The sequence below is a fragment of the Kitasatospora sp. NPDC098652 genome (assembly GCF_044760155.1).
Taxonomy (GTDB): domain Bacteria; phylum Actinomycetota; class Actinomycetes; order Streptomycetales; family Streptomycetaceae; genus Kitasatospora.
Genome location: NZ_JBIWAQ010000013.1, coordinates 109,419 through 125,877, shown reverse-complemented (window position 1 = coordinate 125,877; position 16,459 = coordinate 109,419). Strand labels below are relative to the sequence as shown.

The 16,459-nt window shown below is 74.0% G+C and carries 13 protein-coding genes; 5 read left to right on the top strand and 8 right to left on the bottom strand.

The annotated features are described in order from the left end of the window. The first annotated feature begins 28 nt into the window (after positions 1–28). Positions 29–1,339, top strand: coding sequence for a cytochrome P450 (locus ACIQWA_RS26240; protein ID WP_402486519.1), 1,311 nt, complete (start codon positions 29–31; stop codon positions 1,337–1,339). Between the two features lie 32 nt (positions 1,340–1,371). Here ACIQWA_RS26240 and ACIQWA_RS26235 read toward each other — a convergent pair whose 3' ends face one another. After that, positions 1,372–1,785, bottom strand: a complete 414-nt coding sequence (locus tag ACIQWA_RS26235) for a Fur family transcriptional regulator (protein ID WP_360238584.1) — start codon at positions 1,783–1,785, stop codon at positions 1,372–1,374. Positions 1,786–2,051: 266 nt separating this feature from the next. Here ACIQWA_RS26235 and katG point away from each other — a divergent pair, with 266 nt between their 5' ends. Continuing rightward, the gene (gene katG, locus ACIQWA_RS26230; RefSeq protein WP_360238586.1) at positions 2,052–4,268 is read left to right on the top strand and encodes a catalase/peroxidase HPI; all 2,217 of its coding nucleotides are present in this window, start codon (positions 2,052–2,054) and stop codon (positions 4,266–4,268) included. Between the two features lie 138 nt (positions 4,269–4,406). On the opposite strand, the gene ACIQWA_RS26225 is transcribed toward katG, so the two are convergent. From ACIQWA_RS26225 to ACIQWA_RS26215, 3 genes are all read right to left on the bottom strand, one after another. Then, positions 4,407–5,105, bottom strand: a complete 699-nt coding sequence (locus tag ACIQWA_RS26225; RefSeq protein ID WP_402486514.1) for a response regulator — start codon at positions 5,103–5,105, stop codon at positions 4,407–4,409. A 3-nt stretch (positions 5,106–5,108) separates the two neighbouring features. Next, on the bottom strand, positions 5,109–6,359 hold the full coding sequence (locus ACIQWA_RS26220) for a sensor histidine kinase (RefSeq protein WP_402486511.1): 1,251 nt from the start codon (positions 6,357–6,359) through the stop codon (positions 5,109–5,111). Positions 6,360–6,558: 199 nt separating this feature from the next. After that, positions 6,559–7,068, bottom strand: a complete 510-nt coding sequence (locus ACIQWA_RS26215; protein WP_402486507.1) for a hypothetical protein — start codon at positions 7,066–7,068, stop codon at positions 6,559–6,561. Positions 7,069–7,523: 455 nt separating this feature from the next. Here ACIQWA_RS26215 and ACIQWA_RS26210 point away from each other — a divergent pair, with 455 nt between their 5' ends. Beyond that, positions 7,524–9,491, top strand: a complete 1,968-nt coding sequence (locus ACIQWA_RS26210; RefSeq protein WP_402486504.1) for an ATP-binding cassette domain-containing protein — start codon at positions 7,524–7,526, stop codon at positions 9,489–9,491. 112 nt (positions 9,492–9,603) lie between these two features. After that, positions 9,604–10,116 carry a hypothetical protein gene (locus ACIQWA_RS26205; RefSeq protein ID WP_402486501.1) on the top strand — a complete coding sequence of 171 codons (513 nt, stop codon included), beginning with the start codon at positions 9,604–9,606 and terminating at the stop codon, positions 10,114–10,116. A 40-nt stretch (positions 10,117–10,156) separates the two neighbouring features. On the opposite strand, the gene ACIQWA_RS26200 is transcribed toward ACIQWA_RS26205, so the two are convergent. Together ACIQWA_RS26200 and ACIQWA_RS26195 are read right to left on the bottom strand one after the other, a co-directional pair. After that, the gene (locus tag ACIQWA_RS26200; RefSeq protein ID WP_402486498.1) at positions 10,157–11,230 is read right to left on the bottom strand and encodes a JmjC domain-containing protein; all 1,074 of its coding nucleotides are present in this window, start codon (positions 11,228–11,230) and stop codon (positions 10,157–10,159) included. 34 nt (positions 11,231–11,264) lie between these two features. After that, positions 11,265–12,362: a cytochrome P450 gene (locus ACIQWA_RS26195; RefSeq protein WP_402486495.1), complete on the bottom strand. Its 1,098-nt coding sequence runs from the start codon at positions 12,360–12,362 to the stop codon at positions 11,265–11,267. A 143-nt stretch (positions 12,363–12,505) separates the two neighbouring features. On the opposite strand from ACIQWA_RS26195, the gene ACIQWA_RS26190 reads away from it, so the two are divergent. Then, positions 12,506–12,745 carry a hypothetical protein gene (locus ACIQWA_RS26190; protein WP_402486492.1) on the top strand — a complete coding sequence of 80 codons (240 nt, stop codon included), beginning with the start codon at positions 12,506–12,508 and terminating at the stop codon, positions 12,743–12,745. Positions 12,746–12,830: 85 nt separating this feature from the next. On the opposite strand, the gene ACIQWA_RS26185 is transcribed toward ACIQWA_RS26190, so the two are convergent. Both ACIQWA_RS26185 and tsaD read right to left on the bottom strand, forming a co-directional pair. Next, positions 12,831–15,125, bottom strand: coding sequence for a M9 family metallopeptidase (locus ACIQWA_RS26185; protein ID WP_402486490.1), 2,295 nt, complete (start codon positions 15,123–15,125; stop codon positions 12,831–12,833). A gap of 243 nt (positions 15,126–15,368) precedes the next feature. Next, a complete protein-coding gene (gene tsaD / locus ACIQWA_RS26180; protein WP_402486487.1) occupies positions 15,369–16,442 on the bottom strand; it encodes a tRNA (adenosine(37)-N6)-threonylcarbamoyltransferase complex transferase subunit TsaD in 1,074 nt (357 codons plus the stop codon). Between the last annotated feature and the right edge of the window lie 17 nt (positions 16,443–16,459).

The following is a 16,459-nucleotide window of genomic DNA, read 5'->3' as shown; positions in this document are numbered from 1 at the left end:
GCCGGGCCGCGGCGTACGGTCGGTCACCATGGGCGCGGACCAGGCGAGGGTGAACCGGATCTTCCTGCCCGACACGTACGCCGAGGGCGTGCCGTACGGGCTGTTCCGCGAGCTGCGCGCGGCGGCGCCGGTCTGCTGGGTGGAGGAGCCGGCGGTGGGGGACTGGCCGCCCGGGGCGGGCTACTGGGCGGTGCTGCGGCACGCGGACGTGAAGCACGTGCTGCGCAGCCCGGAGCTGTTCTCCTCGCACCTCGGGGCGACCCAGATCCGCGACCCGGACACCCCCGCCGACCTGGCCTTCGTCCGCACCATGATGCTCAACCAGGACCCGCCGGACCACGCCCGGCTGCGCCGGATCGTCGCCGCCGCGTTCACCCCGCGCGCCCTGGCCGAGCTGGCGGCGGCGGTGGACGGCCGGGCGCGCGAGCTGGTGGAGGCCGTCCGGCCCGCCGGGGCGGCCGACTTCACGGCGATGGCGGCGGACCTGCCGGTGTGGACGCTGGCCCGGGTGATGGGCGTGCCGGAGCAGGACCGCGGCCTGCTGCTCGACTGGGCGAACCGGGTGATCGGCTACCAGGACGCCGACTACGCCCACGCGAGCACGGTCGACCCGGCAGCGCTGACCGACCTCGGCCGGGCCGCCCTCGCCCACCGTCCGACGGCCCGGACCACCCCGGACGGCCGTCCGGTCAACCCGCGTTCGCGGGCCGCGCTGGCCGACATGTTCGCCTACGCGCACGGCCTGGCCCGCCGGCCCGGCCCGGACGGCGTGCTGGCCCGGATGCTCGGGGCGGGGCTGACGGCCGAGGAGTTCGAGACGATGTTCTTCCTCTTCGCCGTCGCCGGGAACGAGACCGTGCGCAACGGCCTGCCGGGCGGCCTGCTGACCCTGCTCGGGCATCCGGACCAGTACCGACTCCTGTGCGAGCGGCCGGAGTTGATCCCGTCCGCGGTGGAGGAGATGCTGCGCTGCTGGCCGCCCGTGGTGCACTTCCGCCGCACCGCGACCCGGGACACCCGGATCGCCGGGCAGCCGGTCCGCCGGGGCGACAAGGTGGTGGTGTACCACGCCTCGGCGAACCGGGACGCGGCCGTGTTCGCGGAGCCGGACCGCTTCGACGTCTCGCGCACCCCGAACGACCACGTGAGCTTCGGGTACGGCCCGCACTTCTGCGTCGGCGCCCAGCTCGCCCGGCTGCAGCTGCGGTCGGCGCTGCGCCACCTGCTCGACCGCCTGCCGGGGCTGGAGCTGGACCCGGAGCGGCCGCCGCGGCGCCTGGTGTCCAACTTCCAGAACGGGCTCAAGAGCCTGCCGGTGCGCTGGACGGTCCCGGGGTGACGCGTGCGCCCGGCCACCCCGGTCCCGGAGGCTCAGCCCGCGCAGGCCGGGCAGAGGCCCCGGTAGGTGACCTCGGCGCCCGAGACGGCGAAGCCGAACCGCTGCTCCGCCGGGAGGTCGGCGAGCGGGTCGCCGAGGGGGTGGACGTCGCGGATGGCCCCGCAGCCGGTGCAGACCAGGTGCTGGTGCGGGTGGTGGGCGTTGGGGTCGTAGCGCTTGGCGCGCCCGTCCGTGGACACCTCGATGACCTCACCGAGGGTGACCAGCTCGCCGAGGGTGTTGTAGACGGTCGCGCGGGAGATCTCCGGGAGGCGCTCGGCCGCGCGGGCGTGCACCTCGTCGGCGGTCAGGTGCACGTGCTCGCCGTCCAGGACCTCGGCCACGACACGCCGCTGGGAGGTGAGGCGCCAGCCGCGCTCGCGCAGCCGCTCCAGCAGGTCACTCATCACGGTTCACCTATTCGGGTCATGGGGGAAGACCGGAGTTTACCAACCAACAGCCAGGCTGCTCCGGTTCCCGATCGGGTACGGGCTTGGTGCCTTTCTTGACTTGGATTCCGTCCATCGTAGGATCGGCTCCGGCGCTAGCCTGGGTAGCAGCAGTGCACATCCTGCACACGCGGCCAGCGCAGCCGCAGCAGGAGCAGGCAGTAGCAGTAGGTGCCGTAGGTAGCAGATAGACACCGTGATCCGCCTTGTACGGAAGGATTCCCATGTCTGAGAACCACGATGCAACCGTTGTAGAGGCGAGCGCGGGCGGCTGCCCGGTCGATCACGGGCGCGCGCTCCACCCGACCCAGGGCGGCGGGAACCGCCAGTGGTGGCCGGAGCGGCTGAACCTCAAGATCCTCGCCAAGAACCCCGCCGTCGCCAACCCGCTCGGCGCGGACTTCGACTACGCCGCGGCGTTCAGCGCCCTCGACCTCGCGGCCGTCAAGCGGGACATCCAGGAGGTGCTCACCACCTCGCAGCCCTGGTGGCCGGCCGACTTCGGCCACTACGGCCCGTTCATGATCCGGATGGCCTGGCACAGCGCCGGCACCTACCGGATCAGTGACGGCCGTGGCGGTGCCGGCGGCGGCCAGCAGCGCTTCGCCCCGCTGAACAGCTGGCCGGACAACGCCAGCCTGGACAAGGCCCGCCGACTGCTGTGGCCGGTGAAGAAGAAGTACGGGCGCAGCCTGTCCTGGGCCGACCTGATCGTCCTGACCGGCAACGTCGCGCTGGAGGGCATGGGCTTCGAGACCTTCGGCTTCGGCGGTGGCCGGGTCGACGAGTGGGAGCCCGACGAGGACGTCTACTGGGGCCCCGAGACCACCTGGCTCGGCGACGAGCGCTACACCGGCGACCGCGAGCTGGAGAGCCCGCTGGCCGCCGTCCAGATGGGCCTGATCTACGTCAACCCCGAGGGCCCCAACGGCAACCCGGACCCGATCGCCGCCGCCCGCGACATCCGCGAGACCTTCTACCGGATGGCGATGAACGACGAGGAGACCGTCGCGCTGATCGCCGGCGGCCACACCTTCGGCAAGACCCACGGCGCCGGCCCGGCGGACAACGTCGGCCCGGACCCGGAGGCCGCGCCGATGGAGCAGCAGGGCCTCGGCTGGAAGAGCCGCTACGGCACCGGCGTCGGCGGCGACGCCATCACCAGCGGCCTCGAGGGCACCTGGACGGCCACCCCGATCACCTGGGACAACAGCTTCTTCGAGACGCTGTTCGGCTACGAGTGGGAGCTCACCAAGAGCCCGGCCGGCGCCCACCAGTGGAAGCCGAAGGACGGCGCCGGCGAGGGCACCGTGCCGGACGCCCACGACCCGGCCAAGCGGCACACCCCGATCATGCTCACCACCGACCTGTCGCTGCGCTTCGACCCGGTGTACGAGCCGATCTCCCGCCGCTTCCTGGAGAACCCGGCGGAGTTCGCCGACGCCTTCGCCCGCGCCTGGTACAAGCTGACCCACCGCGACATGGGCCCGGTCGTGCGCTACCTCGGCCCGGAGGTCCCGAGCGAGCACCTGCTCTGGCAGGACCCGCTGCCGGCCGTCTCGTACCAGCAGATCGGTGCCGCGGACGTCGCCGACCTCAAGCGGCGGATCGCCGAGACCGGCCTGTCGGTCTCCGAGCTGGTCTCCACCGCCTGGGCCGCGGCCTCCTCCTTCCGCAGCAGCGACAAGCGCGGCGGGGCCAACGGCGGCCGGATCCGGCTGCAGCCGCAGGCCGGCTGGGAGGTCAACGAGCCGGACCGGCTGGCCGGTGTGCTGCGGGCGCTGGAGGGCGTGCAGCGGGACTTCAACGCGCAGGCCGGCGACAAGCAGGTCTCGCTCGCGGACCTGGTGGTGCTGGCCGGCGGCGTCGGCGTCGAGCAGGCGGCCAAGGCGGCCGGGCTGGCCGTCGAGGTGCCGTTCGCGGCCGGCCGGGTGGACGCCCCGCAGGAGCTCACCGACGTCGAGTCCTTCGCCGCGCTGGAGCCCAAGGCGGACGGCTTCCGCAACTGGGTCGGCAAGGGCAACCGGCTGCCGGCCGAGTACCTGCTGCTCGACAAGGCGAACCTGCTGGGCCTGAGTGCGCCCGAACTGACCGTGCTGGTCGGCGGTCTGCGCGTGCTGGGCGCCAACCACCAGCAGTCCGCGCACGGTGTGCTGACCGAGACCCCGGGCGTCCTGACGAACGACTTCTTCGTCAACCTGCTGGACCTGGGCACCAGTTGGTCCGCCACCTCGGAGGACGCCCACACCTTCGAGGGCCGGGACGCCTCCGGTGCGGTCAAGTGGACCGGTACCCGCGCCGACCTGGTGTTCGGCTCGAACTCCGAACTGCGGGCCGTCGCCGAGGTGTACGCGGCCGACGACGCCAAGGAGAAGTTCGTGGCGGACTTCGTCGCGGCCTGGGTCAAGGTCATGAACGCGGACCGCTTCGACCTGGTGTGACGCGGTAGTCCAAGGCGGCGGGAGCCCGGGGGTTCGTCGAACCCCCGGGCTCCCGCGCGTGGTTACGGCGCTCCGAACTCCGCTCCGCTGCTCCCGGCGGCCATCCGCCGGTACGGTGCCCCGGACTCCGCTCCGCCGTTACGGCGCTCCCGGTGCGCCCACGCTGACCAGCCCGGTCTCGTACGCCGCGACCACCACCTGGGCCCGGTCCCGCAGCCCCAGCTTGCCCAGGATCCGGGCCACATGGGTCTTCACCGTCGCCTCGGAGAGCTGCAGCCGGCCGGCCAGCTCGGCGTTGCTGAGGCCGCGGGCCAGCAGCCCCATCACCTCCAGCTCGCGCGGGGTGAGGGTGGCCAGCTCGCGGTGCGGGGCGGCCGCCTCGGGCGCGGCCGGGCGGGCGAAGCGCTCGACCAGCCGCCGGGTGATCGCCGGGGCGAGCAGGGCGTCCCCGGTGCGGACCAGCCGGACGGCGGCGGCCAGGTGCTCCGGGGTGACGTCCTTGAGCAGGAAGCCGCTGGCCCCGGCGGCCATCGCGGCGTAGACGTAGTGGTCCAGGTCGAAGGTGGTCAGCATGATGATCCGGGGCGCGTCGGCGGCGCGGTCCGCGAGGATCCGCCGGGTGGCCTCCAGGCCGTCCAGGCCGGGCATCCGGATGTCCATCAGCACCACGTCCGGCCGGTTGCGGCGGACGGCGGCGACGGCCTGCTCACCGTCCTCGGCCTCGGCGACCACCTCGATCCCCTCGGACTCCAGGATCAGCCGGAAGCCGATCCGGACCAGGGCCTGGTCGTCGGCGACCACCACGCGGATCGGTTGCTGCTCCACGACGTCTGTCAACTCTCAACTCTCCAGCGGTATCGAGGCCTTGACGCGGTAACCGCCGCGCGGCCGGGGGCCGGTGTGCAGGGTGCCGCCGTGGACGGCGAGGCGTTCGCGCAGGCCGAGCAGGCCGCGCCCGTTGCCGGTGGCGGCGGCACCGGTGGGGCGGCCGCCGGTGTCGGTGACCTCCACCGTGAGCTGGTCGGCGGCGTAGTCGACGGTCACCGCGGCGTCGGCGCCGCCCGCGTGCTTGACGGTGTTGGTGAGCGCCTCCTGGACGACCCGGTAGGCGGCCAGCTCGACCCCGGGCGGGACGGGCCGGCGCTCCCCGCGCACCGTCAGCTCCACCGGCAGGCCGGCCCGGCGCACGCCCTCCACCAGGGAGTCGAGCCGGCCGAGGCCGGGCTGCGGGCTGAGGTCGGCGGCGGCCGCGGGATCGTCGCCGGTCTCCGAGTCGATGGTCAACAGGCCCATCACCTGGCGCAGTTCGGTCATCGCCGCGCGCCCGCCGGCCTCCACCGCGGCCATCGCCTCGCGGGCCCGGTCCGGAGCGGTGTCCAGGATCTTGCGGGCGGCCCCGGCCTGGATCGTCATCATGCTCACGTTGTGGGTCACCACGTCGTGCAACTCCCGGGCGATGCGCGCCCGTTCCAGCTCCACCGCACGGTCCAGCGCGGCCAGCTGCTCGCGCTCCAGGGCGGACAGCCGCTCCCGGCCCTCCGCCACCCGGCGCCGCCACATCCGCCGTTCGTAGGCCACCGCGAGCACCGGCACCAGGACGAGCACGGCGATCACCGAGTTCGGGAACCTCGGCAGCTTGGCGTCGTCGAAGAGCGCCACGAGCGCGGCGGCGGCGGCCGCCAGGCCGATCAGCACGGCCCTCGGGCGGCGCCCGTACGCGGCCGCGCTGTAGGCGGCGACGATCACCACCACGCCCGCCCAGAACGCGATGTCCTCGTGCTGCGACCGCACCAGCAGCGCGGCCGGCAGCACCGTCCACAGCACCGCCAGCGGGTGGCGCCGGCGCAAGGCCAGCGGCAGCGGGACGAAGGGGGCCAGCAGCAGCAACCCGGTCCAGGGCGATCCGTGCCAGTGCGTGCCGTCCTGGCTGTGCGCGCGGGCCGCGACGGTGGCGTAGCGGGCGCAGACGGAGGCCAGGAGCAGGGCCAGGGCCAGGTCGAGGGCCTGGCCACGCCGGGTGGGCCGGGGCGGGGGCGGCGCGTCGTCGGCGCCGCCGTCCAGCAGCCGTCGCACGGTGGGGTGGTTGATCACCGGGTCATTGTGGCGGTCGGCCGCCGCCGGGGACAGCCCGGCGAATGGCGGTAGGCGCTGCACCTGGCGACTACCTCGCAAGGATGACACCGGCGGCCGTACGTCCGGCGCGGTACGGAAGTTGCGGCGGACGGCGGACGGCGGACGCGGCGGCACGCCCGCCCTGCGGGAGGAGTGAGGCCCCGGGCGGGCCAGGGGGTCAGGACCCGTCGTCCGCCCGGCCCTGTTCGGCCTTCCGCTCCGCCGCCCGGACCTGCTCGGTGAAGGCGTGCTCGTCGATCCGCTCGACGCCAGCCCCGTGCTTGGCGGCCAGCTCGTCCACCGGCCCGGGCGAGGCCTCCCGCACCTCCACGGCGACCAGCGCCCCGCCGTCCGGCACCCGGGGCGACAGCACGATCAGCGCGGCGCCGCCCTCCGACGCCGCGTGCTCCTCGGCCGCGTTGCCGAGCGCCGCGCCCGCCGCGAAGCCCAGCAGCACCCCCACGGGCCCGCCGAGCAGCCCCACCAGGCCGCCCAGCACGCCCGAGCCGACCGTGGCCACCCCGGCGCCCCGGGTGAACGTGTCCTTGATCTCCAGCAGGCCGTCGGCACTGCGCTCCATCGCCGCCGCGTACCGCAGCCCCGGCAGGTGCTGCGCCTCCTCGAACGCGGGACGCCAGGCCCCGCCGTCGGGAAAGGTCAGCAGGACGACATTGTGCTGCTCGCTCATCGCACTCCGATCGGACTGGGCTCGGCTCGTCCTCCATCGTGACCGCCGCCGCGCGACCCGGCCACAGGAACCGGCCCGCGGACCCGGCCGCAGGAGGCGGCCCGTCGACCCGGCCCGATGGGGGTGGTCATCCGATGAGCGGATCACCCGCGGGTGGTCCGCCCGGGCCCGGCCCGAATCGAACATCGCGGACCTCCCCGGTGATCGACATCCACCAACTCGCCGACGCCGACACGGAATCGCCCGGATCGGGTGAGAGCGGACGGGACACGCCGAGCGGGCCCGTCGGCCGCTGCCAGGATCGGGGTCCGCACCGAGAGCCAGCCCTTCGCAGAGTGCCCACCGGCACCGCTGCCGACCCACCGTGCCCATCCGGCGCCGAGGGCTGCCCGCGTGCGGGACCGCTGCGGCCGACGGCCGCCGTACCTGGGAGGAACCCCGTGTCGAAACAGGTCGTGAAGCCCACGAAGCCCCTGGCCGAGAAGCCCCCGGCCGGGGCAGAGCACGACGAGGAGCTGCGCCTGCGCTTCCCCGGCGACCGCCGCGCCGAGGCCGGCGCCTCGATGTCCACCGGCGCGATGCTGCGCCGCCTGCCCCACCTGGTCCGCCGGGCGCTGGCGCTGGCCTGGGCGGCGGACCGCACGTCCACCGTGCTGCTGCTGGTCTGCCAGGCGCTGGCCGGGGTCGCCGGGGCGCTCGCGCTGTACGCCACCACCGGCACCCTGGGCGCCCTGCTGGTCCCCGGACCGGTGGCCGACCACCTGCGCACCGCCACGCCCTCCCTGCTCCTGCTGACCGCCTCGGCCGGGCTGCGGGCCGTCCTGGGCATCGCGGTGGTGGGCCTGTCCGGTCGGGTGTCGCCCCGGATCACCCGGGAGGCGGAGCTGGCGCTGATCGCCGCCGGGTGCGCCGCCGAGCTGGAGGCGTACGACGAACCCGCCTACAACGAGCAGTGGGAGGCCGCCGACCGGGGCGCCTCCACCACGCCCGACCTGCTCTCCAACGCCCAGGACGTGATCGCCTCCACCGTCTCGCTGGCCGCCGCCGCGGGCGTGCTGGCGACGCTCCACCCCTGGCTGGTGCCGCTGCTGCTGCTCGGCTCGGTGCCGACCGCCGTCGCCGCCGTCCGTACCGCCCGGATCCACTACCTGGCCGCGGTGGTCACCAACGAGGACCGCGGCGCGCTGCGCGTCTACCGCTGGTTCCTGATCGACAAGACCCGCGCCGACCAGGTCCGTTCGGACCAGGTCACGCCGTTCCTGATGGCCAAGTACCGCCGCGCCGAGGCCAAGATCGTCGCCGCCACCGACCGGGCCACCCGGCAGGCGGCCAAGGTCTCGCTGCTGGCCGCGCTCGGCACCGGGGCCGGCAGCGCGCTGATCTGGGGCACCCTGCTCTACCTGGTGGCCTCCGGCCGGATCGACCTCGCCGCCGCCGGCACCGCCACCTTCGCGCTGCGCACCGCCTCCTCCGGGCTGCAGGGCCTGGTCGGCAACGGCGCCCGGCTGTACCGGATGGGCCTCTACCTGGACGACTACTTCACCTTCCTGGACGAGGCCGGCGGCCACCGCATCGACCGCGGCGAACTGGTCCCGGGCGCACCGCAGTTGGTCGAGGTGACCGACCTGAGCCACGCCTACCCTGGCGAGCAGCAGGAGCCCGCCCTGCGCGGGGTCAGCCTGACCCTGCGGGCCGGCGAGGTGGTGGCCGTGATCGGGCAGAACGGCAGCGGCAAGTCGACCCTGCTCAAGCTGCTCTCCGGCCTCTACCTGCCGCAGTCCGGCCGGATCACCTGGGACGGCGTGCCGGTGGAGGAACTGGACGCGGACGGCATGTGGTCCCGGGTCGCCCGGGTGCCGCAGGAGTTCGCCCGCTGGCCGCTCGGCGCCGCCGAGAACGTCCACCTGGGCCACCTCACCGAGCGGTGGATGGCGGACGTGGTGGAGGCCGCCGCCCGGACCGGTTTCGACGAGACGGTCGCCCGGCTGCGCTCGGGCTGGCGCACCCTGCTCGCCCAGGGGTGGTGGGGCGGCGCCGAGCTGTCCGGCGGCGGCTGGCAGCGCGCGGCCGTCGCCCGGGCCCTGTACCGCACGGTGCGCAGCCCCGGACTGCTGATCCTGGACGAGCCCACCTCGGACCTCGACCCGCGTGCCGAGCACCGCATCCTGCACGCCCTGCGCGGCCTCGCCGAGGGCCGGATCACCCTGCTGGTGACCCACAACATCGCCAACGCGGCGGTCGCCGACCGGGTGATCGTGATGGACAAGGGCAGCATCGTCCAGACCGGCACCTGGGCCGAACTCGCCGCCCGTCCGGACGGGTTGTTCCGTGAGCTGCTGGACCTCCAGCGTGACCGCGCCGTCCCCGCCCAGCGCTCGGCGACGGACCGGCCCCGGCCGGCCGGGGCCGGAGCCGGGGCCTGACCCCGGGCCCGAGCCGAGCCCCGAGCCAGGGTCCGATCCGGTGACCCCGTCGGGCGGGCGGCTCCCCACCGCCCGCCCGACGGGCCGGAATTCGGGCGACGGACGGGCCCCGATGCACGACGATGACGGCATGCTGAACAACGGGGAACCCGAACCGGACGTGACGGACGAGGACGAGGACGAGCTGCTGCAACGCCTGGTCGGCGAAGTGTGGGTGAACGTCCACCGGTTCGGCGGCATGGGCGTCGTCGACTTCGGCGGGACGGTCTCCTGGCCGCTGGGCGACGGCGGGGAGGTGTCGACGGGCAGCCGGTACGCCGTGCACGCCCAGTGCCCGTTCCGGATCGTCCAGTGCGGGGAGGTGTACCTCGGCTCCGACGACCTGGTGCCGGGCGGGGGCGGCGACCGCCTCGCCTACGACACCGGGGCGGACGCGCTGCGGGAGTTCCTGGCGCGGCGCTCGCCCCGGGTGCTGTCGGTGGAGCGGGCGCCGGAGGGCGACCTGCGGATCACCCTGGAGCACGAGCTCAGGATCGACGTCCTGCCGACCAGTTCGAAGGTCGAGGAGTGCTGGCGGTTCGTGGTCCGGGGCGGGGAGCACGTGGTGTTCCCGCCCGTCGACTGACCCTGCCGGGCCGCCGCGGCCCGACGGGTCGGCCGACGGCTCAGCGCCCGTTGCGGGCCACGGCCCGTAGCCGTCGCCAGGTGCGCCCGGCGGGCCCGCCCGCGGGGGCGTCGTCCGCCCAGTCCCGGGCCGTCCCGGCGAAGGTGTCCGCACCCGTGTCGGTGCCCGCGCCCGTGCCCGTGGCGGTGCCTGTGCCCGTGCCCGCGCCCGTGTCGGTGCCCGTGCCCGTGCCCGCGCCCGTGGCGGCCGGTGGCCGGGCCCGGCCCGTCCGGGCGGCGCGCAGCAGCTGCTCCGGGGTGATGCCGTCGAGCCGGGCCCGGGCGTGGTCGAGCAGGGTGGCCCCGGCGGCGGCGATCGCGGGCTCGCCCAGCGGGCGGGTCGGCAGCGCCAGCCCTTCGGCGAGCAGCTGGTCCAGGGCCGCCCGCAGGTCCGGGACGGAGAGGTCGCGGACCGTCAGCGACAGGTGGCCGGACAGTCCCTCGGCGCCCACCGCGCGGTGGGCGAAGGCGCGCGGGACGTAGAGCACGTCGCCGGGCCCGAGGACGGTGTTCAGGCGCTGCGCCGAGCGTTCGCCGTCGGGGAGTTCGCCCAGCGACCACTCGGCGGCGGCCGGTGCGTCGTGGACGTACCAGGTCTTGCGCCCGGAGACCTGGAGGACGAACACGTCGGCGTCGTCGCGGTGCACCGCGAGGCCCTGGCCGCCGACCGGGGTGAGGAAGAAGAACGCCTCCACCCGCCGGTCCAGCTCCTCGGAGAGCCGGGCCACCAGGTCCGCGGTCGGGCCGTGCCACTGGTCGACGCAGCGCAGCAGCAGCGTCGCCCCGGTGCGCAGCAGTGCGAGCACCTTGGCGCGGTCGGCGAAGCCGTGGTGGGTGGTGCCGTTGACGGTGCGGGAGGTGGTGAAGGCCTCGGCCGGGACGACCACCTTGTCGGAGCGGACCAGCTCCAGGTACGGGGCGCGCAGCAGCCCGCTGTCGAAGGCGGCGTCCAGTGCGTCGAGGTCGAACGGCGAGGCGGGCCGGGCGGGGGTGAAGACGGCGGGTTCGCGCTGCCACCGGTGGTCGGCGAAGCCTGCGAGGTCGCCGACCCAGTCGGCGAGCGTGGGCGATTCCATGGGGTGTCCAGAGCTGTCGGGAGGGCCGGCCGGTTCAGCGGCCGACGGAGGCCTCGAACCGTACGGAGAGCAGTGAGCGCAGCGGGACGGGTGCGTCCTGCCGGGGGCTGCGGATGGTGAGGCCGTGGTCGAGGGCGACGGTGAGCAGGCGTTCGGCCAGCGGGACGACCAGGTGCTTGGCCCAGCAGCGGGCGCCGTCGAAGCCGAACGGCATGAACCCGGGGGTCTTCTCCGGGTCGGCGACCCCGTCCCACCGCCGCGGCCGGAACTCCAGCGGGTCGGACCAGTAGTCCGGGTGGCGGTGCATCAGCAGGGGGAGCAGTGCGACGTTGTCCTCGGGGCGGATCTCCGGGTGCAGCCCGGCGTAGGCGTCCCCGCCGTTGCGGTAGAGCATCCACGCGGGCGGGAGCAGCCGCAGGGTCTCCCACAGGACGGCGGTGAGGTCCTGGCGGGGTTCGGGTGCCGTCCGCAGCAGCCACAGGGCGTTGCCGGCCAGGGCGGCCACGCCGTCGCAGAGGGTGGCGGAGGCCCGCCGGTACATGGCGACGGCCTGTCTGCGCTCCAACGGGTCGTCGGCGCCGCGGATCAGTCCGGCCATGGCGGTGGGCGGGTGGTCGGCCCCGGTGCCGTCCCCGCTCCGGTCGCCGTTGACGTTGCCGTTCCTGCTCCGGTTCCCGCCCGCGCCGCCCGGCCAGGTGGTGACGGCCCGGTCGACGAGCCGGGAGAGGGTGTCGGAGCGGGTGATGCCGCGCCTGGCCAGCAGGGAGACCGGCAGCGGGTCGGATCCGAACAGCCACCGGCGCAGGTACGAGGTGGGCGCGTACGGCCAGGCGCCGGCCAGCCCGCCGGCCGGGGGCGGTGGCTTGCGGATGCCCGCCATGACGTCCTGCCCCAGGGCGCGGATCGTCCTGGTCGCGCTGTCGTGGGGGATGTCGGCACCCGCGGCGGGCTTGTAGACGGAGCGCTCGGTCTGGAGCACCGGGCGGGCGGCCACGATTTCGGCCATCAGCCGGGCGTCGGCGACGCCGACCGTGGTGGCGTCGACGCGGAACACCTTCGCGTCCCGGGCCAGGAGGTCCTGAATTCGCGGGGCGTAGACGACGGAATGTTCGCGGACCGTTTCCGGCGCCATTTCTTGCACGAGGATCCCGCCTCCGTGGGAATAGCGATGAAATGCGGCGCCGGTGGGGCGGCGGTACTGCTGCCGCCCCACCGGCCGTGGTGCATCAGATGACGTGCAGAACCCACGCGTGGTTGGCGAGGTCCTCGTCACGCTTGAACTTCTTCACGATCGCCTTGATCATCTTCATGGCTGTCCCCTTTCCGGGAATTCGGGCGCGACGAATAGGTGTGGTCGCACCGGTGGTGAAGTCCGGCTTTCCGGTCCGGATGGCCGAACTGCTTCAACTGACTCAGGACCTTAACCGAACGACGGCGATCATGACACCCCTTCGACAACCGGAGTTCGATTTCTACGGGGCATTGACGGCCAATTCGAATGTCGAATCGTTATAACCTTTTCCGGTGGGGGCATTCGCTGTCGGAACGCACGGGGAGGGCCCCGCGCGGACGCGGGACCCTCCGGTGCGTGCGGGGCCGGTCAGCTGTACGTGGTGGTGACGGTCACGCCGCCGAAGCCCTGCTGGGCGTACAGGCTGAAGTACACCCAGCCGGACGGCGGGTCGGCGATGGTCAGGGTCTCGCCGTTCCCGGCGGCGGTGGACTTCGCCCGGTACGACGAAGTGGTCGCCCAGGACGGGCCGTTGTAGTACAGGTCGGCGTTGCCGGTGCCGCCGGCGGTGATGGTCAGCTGCTTCACCCCGGCCGGCAGGTACAGGAAGCTGTAGGCGTAGTTGCCGGTGGTGGCGGCGACGCCGTCGCGGCGGCAGTTCCTGTCGTACTGCCGGGTGTCGGCGGCCGCGCACAGCGGGGCCTGGCCGGTGGGCAGGCTGCCGCAGTTGTCGGCGGCGCAGGCCTTGAGCCAGCTCGCGAAGTCGGCGTCGTAGCGGGTGCCGATGGTGGCCTTGAGCAGGGTGCGGGCGCCGTTCCAGTCCCCGGCGCGGTACTTGGCGAGCAGTGCGTCGACGTCCTGCGGGTGCGACTGGAGCATGTAACGCACCGCCAGGTAGCCCCAGTTGTAGATCCGGGTGGAGTCCGCGTTGTCGTAGGTGGTGTCGAACAGCGTGCTCAGCGGGTAGCTGCCCTTGCCGGCCTGGGTGACGGCGTCGTCGTAGTGGACGCCCCGGTAGCTGTACGAGACGTACTCGGCCAGGCCCTCGACCCACCAGACGGTCGGGGTGGTCATGCCCGCCTCGAAGTCGCCGTACATGTCGTAGCGGCCGTCGAGGTAGTGGGTGTACTCGTGGTTGAGGTTCCAGATCTGGAAGCTCGGGCGCAGCCAGTCGGCCTGGTGGGCGATGAAGCGGGCCTGGTTGCCGGGGGTGGCCGGGCTGCCCTCCTCGTACATGCCGCCGTTGTCGACGGCGATGTGGTACATCTCCCAGGCGTAGAGGCTGTAGTTGTAGTAGTCGTCGAAGACGACGACCTCCAGGCCGGTGTTGTGGTCGTCGGCGACCGGGCCGTTGTCCTTGGCCACCCGGTGGAAGAACGCGTCCTGGTCGACCAGGCTGGTGCAGGTGTCGGCGTTCTGCCGGGCGGTCATGCTCTGCGAGCGGATCCGCAGGTTCGGGTTGCAGGTGCTGTCGCTCCTGAGCACCAGCGGGACGAGCTTCGCGGGCACCTCGCAGGTGCCGTAGTAGGAGCAGTTGCCCGCGTCCTTCTGCTCCGCGAACCAGAGCAGGTTCATGGTGAGCGGGCCGGTGGCGCCGACCAGCGGGTAGCGGTTGACCAGGTCCTTGACGATCGGTCGGCCCTGCGCGCGGAGGGCGTCGACGGCGACCAGGTGGCCGAGCTGGATGCCGATCCGGGTGACCGGGTCGGAGCCGGTGAGCTGGGCGCTGTTGCGGGTGACGAAGGAGGCCATGGTGGTGGCGAAGGACGGGTCGGCCTGGAGGGCGGCGGTGAACTCCGGGAGCTCGAAGCCGCGTTCGATGACGGTCTCGGTGTTGCCGACGGCGGCGGCCATCGAGCCGCTCCACCCGCCGGTGTAACCGTCGAGCAGGCGCTTGACCACGCCGGTGTAGCGGGCGTTCTCCCGGGCGCTGTCGATCAGCGTGACGGCCTCGGCCAGGGTGGCGCCGTTGGCCTCGGTGACGTCCTTGCTGTGCGGGGCGGCGAAGAAGGCGTCCAGCGCGCCGCGGATCGAGCTCCGCAGGCCGTCGCCGTACGGGCCGACGGCGTCGGGGTGGTACCACTGCACGTAGTAGCCGGCGCGCAGGAACAGCACCAACTGCCCGGCGGAGGTGGAGTTGTCGCCCGGGTAGCCGGCGGCGGCGGTGTCGCGCAGGGCGTCGGCGACGGTCACCATCTGGGCCTCGGCGAAGGCGCCCTTGGCGTCGTTGCCGGTGAGGGTGAACAGCGTGTTGACGCAGTCGAGGCCGGCCGCCTTGACCTGCTGGACCAGCGCGGCGCCGGACCTGCCGGTGAACTCCGCGGTGTCGCAGGCGGTCAGTTGCCGTGCCGTCCGGGCGGTGCCGACGGTACCGGCCGCGGTCGGGGCGGTGGCCCTGCCCTGGCTCTCGGCGGCGAGCGGACGGGGGTCCTGGGGCGTGTCGGGCGACTTCGGCACCGGGATCGCGCGCGGGGCGGCGGGTGCGGCGGGTGCGGCGGGTGCGGCGACCGGCGGGGCAACCGGCCTGGCAGCCGGTGCGGTTGGCGTCGAAGCGCGGTCGGCCGCGTGCGCCTGCGGGGCGAACAGGCCGGCGGCGAGGAGGAAGGCGACGCCGAGCGCGGGCAGTCTGCGCGCATTCGCCTTCGATATCCGGAAGGGACGCATGGGGTGGGGGCCTCCGGGACCGTGAGGGGGCCGTGCGGTTGGGGGCGCACGGACGGAGCCTGATGTGTGACATGTAAAATGGCACACTCATTCAGGTAAAGGGAAGACCTGGGAGCCGGGCTTCCGGTCGACGAGACCGAACCGTGCCCTCCCGTGCCATCCGACGCGCCGCCCGACGCGCCGCCGGATATGCCGCCCGACACGCCGCCGGATGCGCCGCCCGGTGCGTGGCCTGACGATCCGTCAGGCCGCCGACCGCGCCTGGGGCGTGAGCGCCGCGAACTCCAGCGGCGCCGACGGGTCCACCGACACGTCCGCCGGCGCCGGCTCGACCCCGGCCCGGACGAGGAGGTCGCCGACGGCCGCGACCATCGCGCCGTTGTCCGTGCACAGCCGCAGCGGCGGCACCCGCAGGGCGATCCCGGCCGCGGCGCACCGCTGTTCGGCGAGCGCCCGCACCCGCGAGTTGGCGGCGACTCCGCCGACCACCACCAGGGTGTCGATCCCGTGGTCGGTGCAGGCTCGGACCGCCTTGCGGGTGAGCACGTCCGCGATCGCCTCCTGGAGGGCCGCCGCCGCGTCCGGGACGTGCGGCTCCTCGTCGGCCGTGCGCCGCGCCTCGACCCAGCGGGCGGCGGCGGTCTTGAGGCCGGAGAAGGAGAAGGCGTACGGGTCGTCCCGCGGCCCGGTCAGCGGTCGCGGCAGCCGGACCGCCGCCGGGTCCCCGTCGCGCGCGGCGCGGTCGACGGCCGGTCCGCCGGGGTAGGGCAGGCCCAGGATCCGGGCGACCTTGTCGAAGCACTCGCCGGCCGCGTCGTCCAGGGTGTCGCCGAGGTGGACGATCCGGCCCCGGGCGAGGTCGCGGACCAGCAGCAGCGAGGTGTGCCCGCCGGAGACGATCAGCACGATGCACGGGTCGGGCAGCGGCCCGCCGTCCAGGGTCGCGGCGGCGACGTGCCCGGCGAGGTGGTGCACCCCGTACAGCGGGACGCCGAGCGAGAAGGCGTACCCCTTGGCGGCGGCGACCCCGACCTGGAGGGCGCCGGACAGGCCGGGGCCGGTGGTGACGGCGACGGCCCCGACGTCCCGCAGCGTCAGTCCGGCCCGGTCCAGGGCCTCCTGCACCACCGGGGCCATCGCGTGGACGTGCGCCCGGGCGGCGATCTCCGGCACCACCCCGCCGTAGCGGGCGTGCTCGTCCATCGAGGAGGCCACCGCCTGCCCGAGCAGCACGCCGTCCCGGACCAGACCGGCACCGGTCTCGTCGCAGGAGGACTCGATGCCCAGTACGACCACCGGCGCCCCTGTCACAGTCACTCACCCTCTTCACTCAT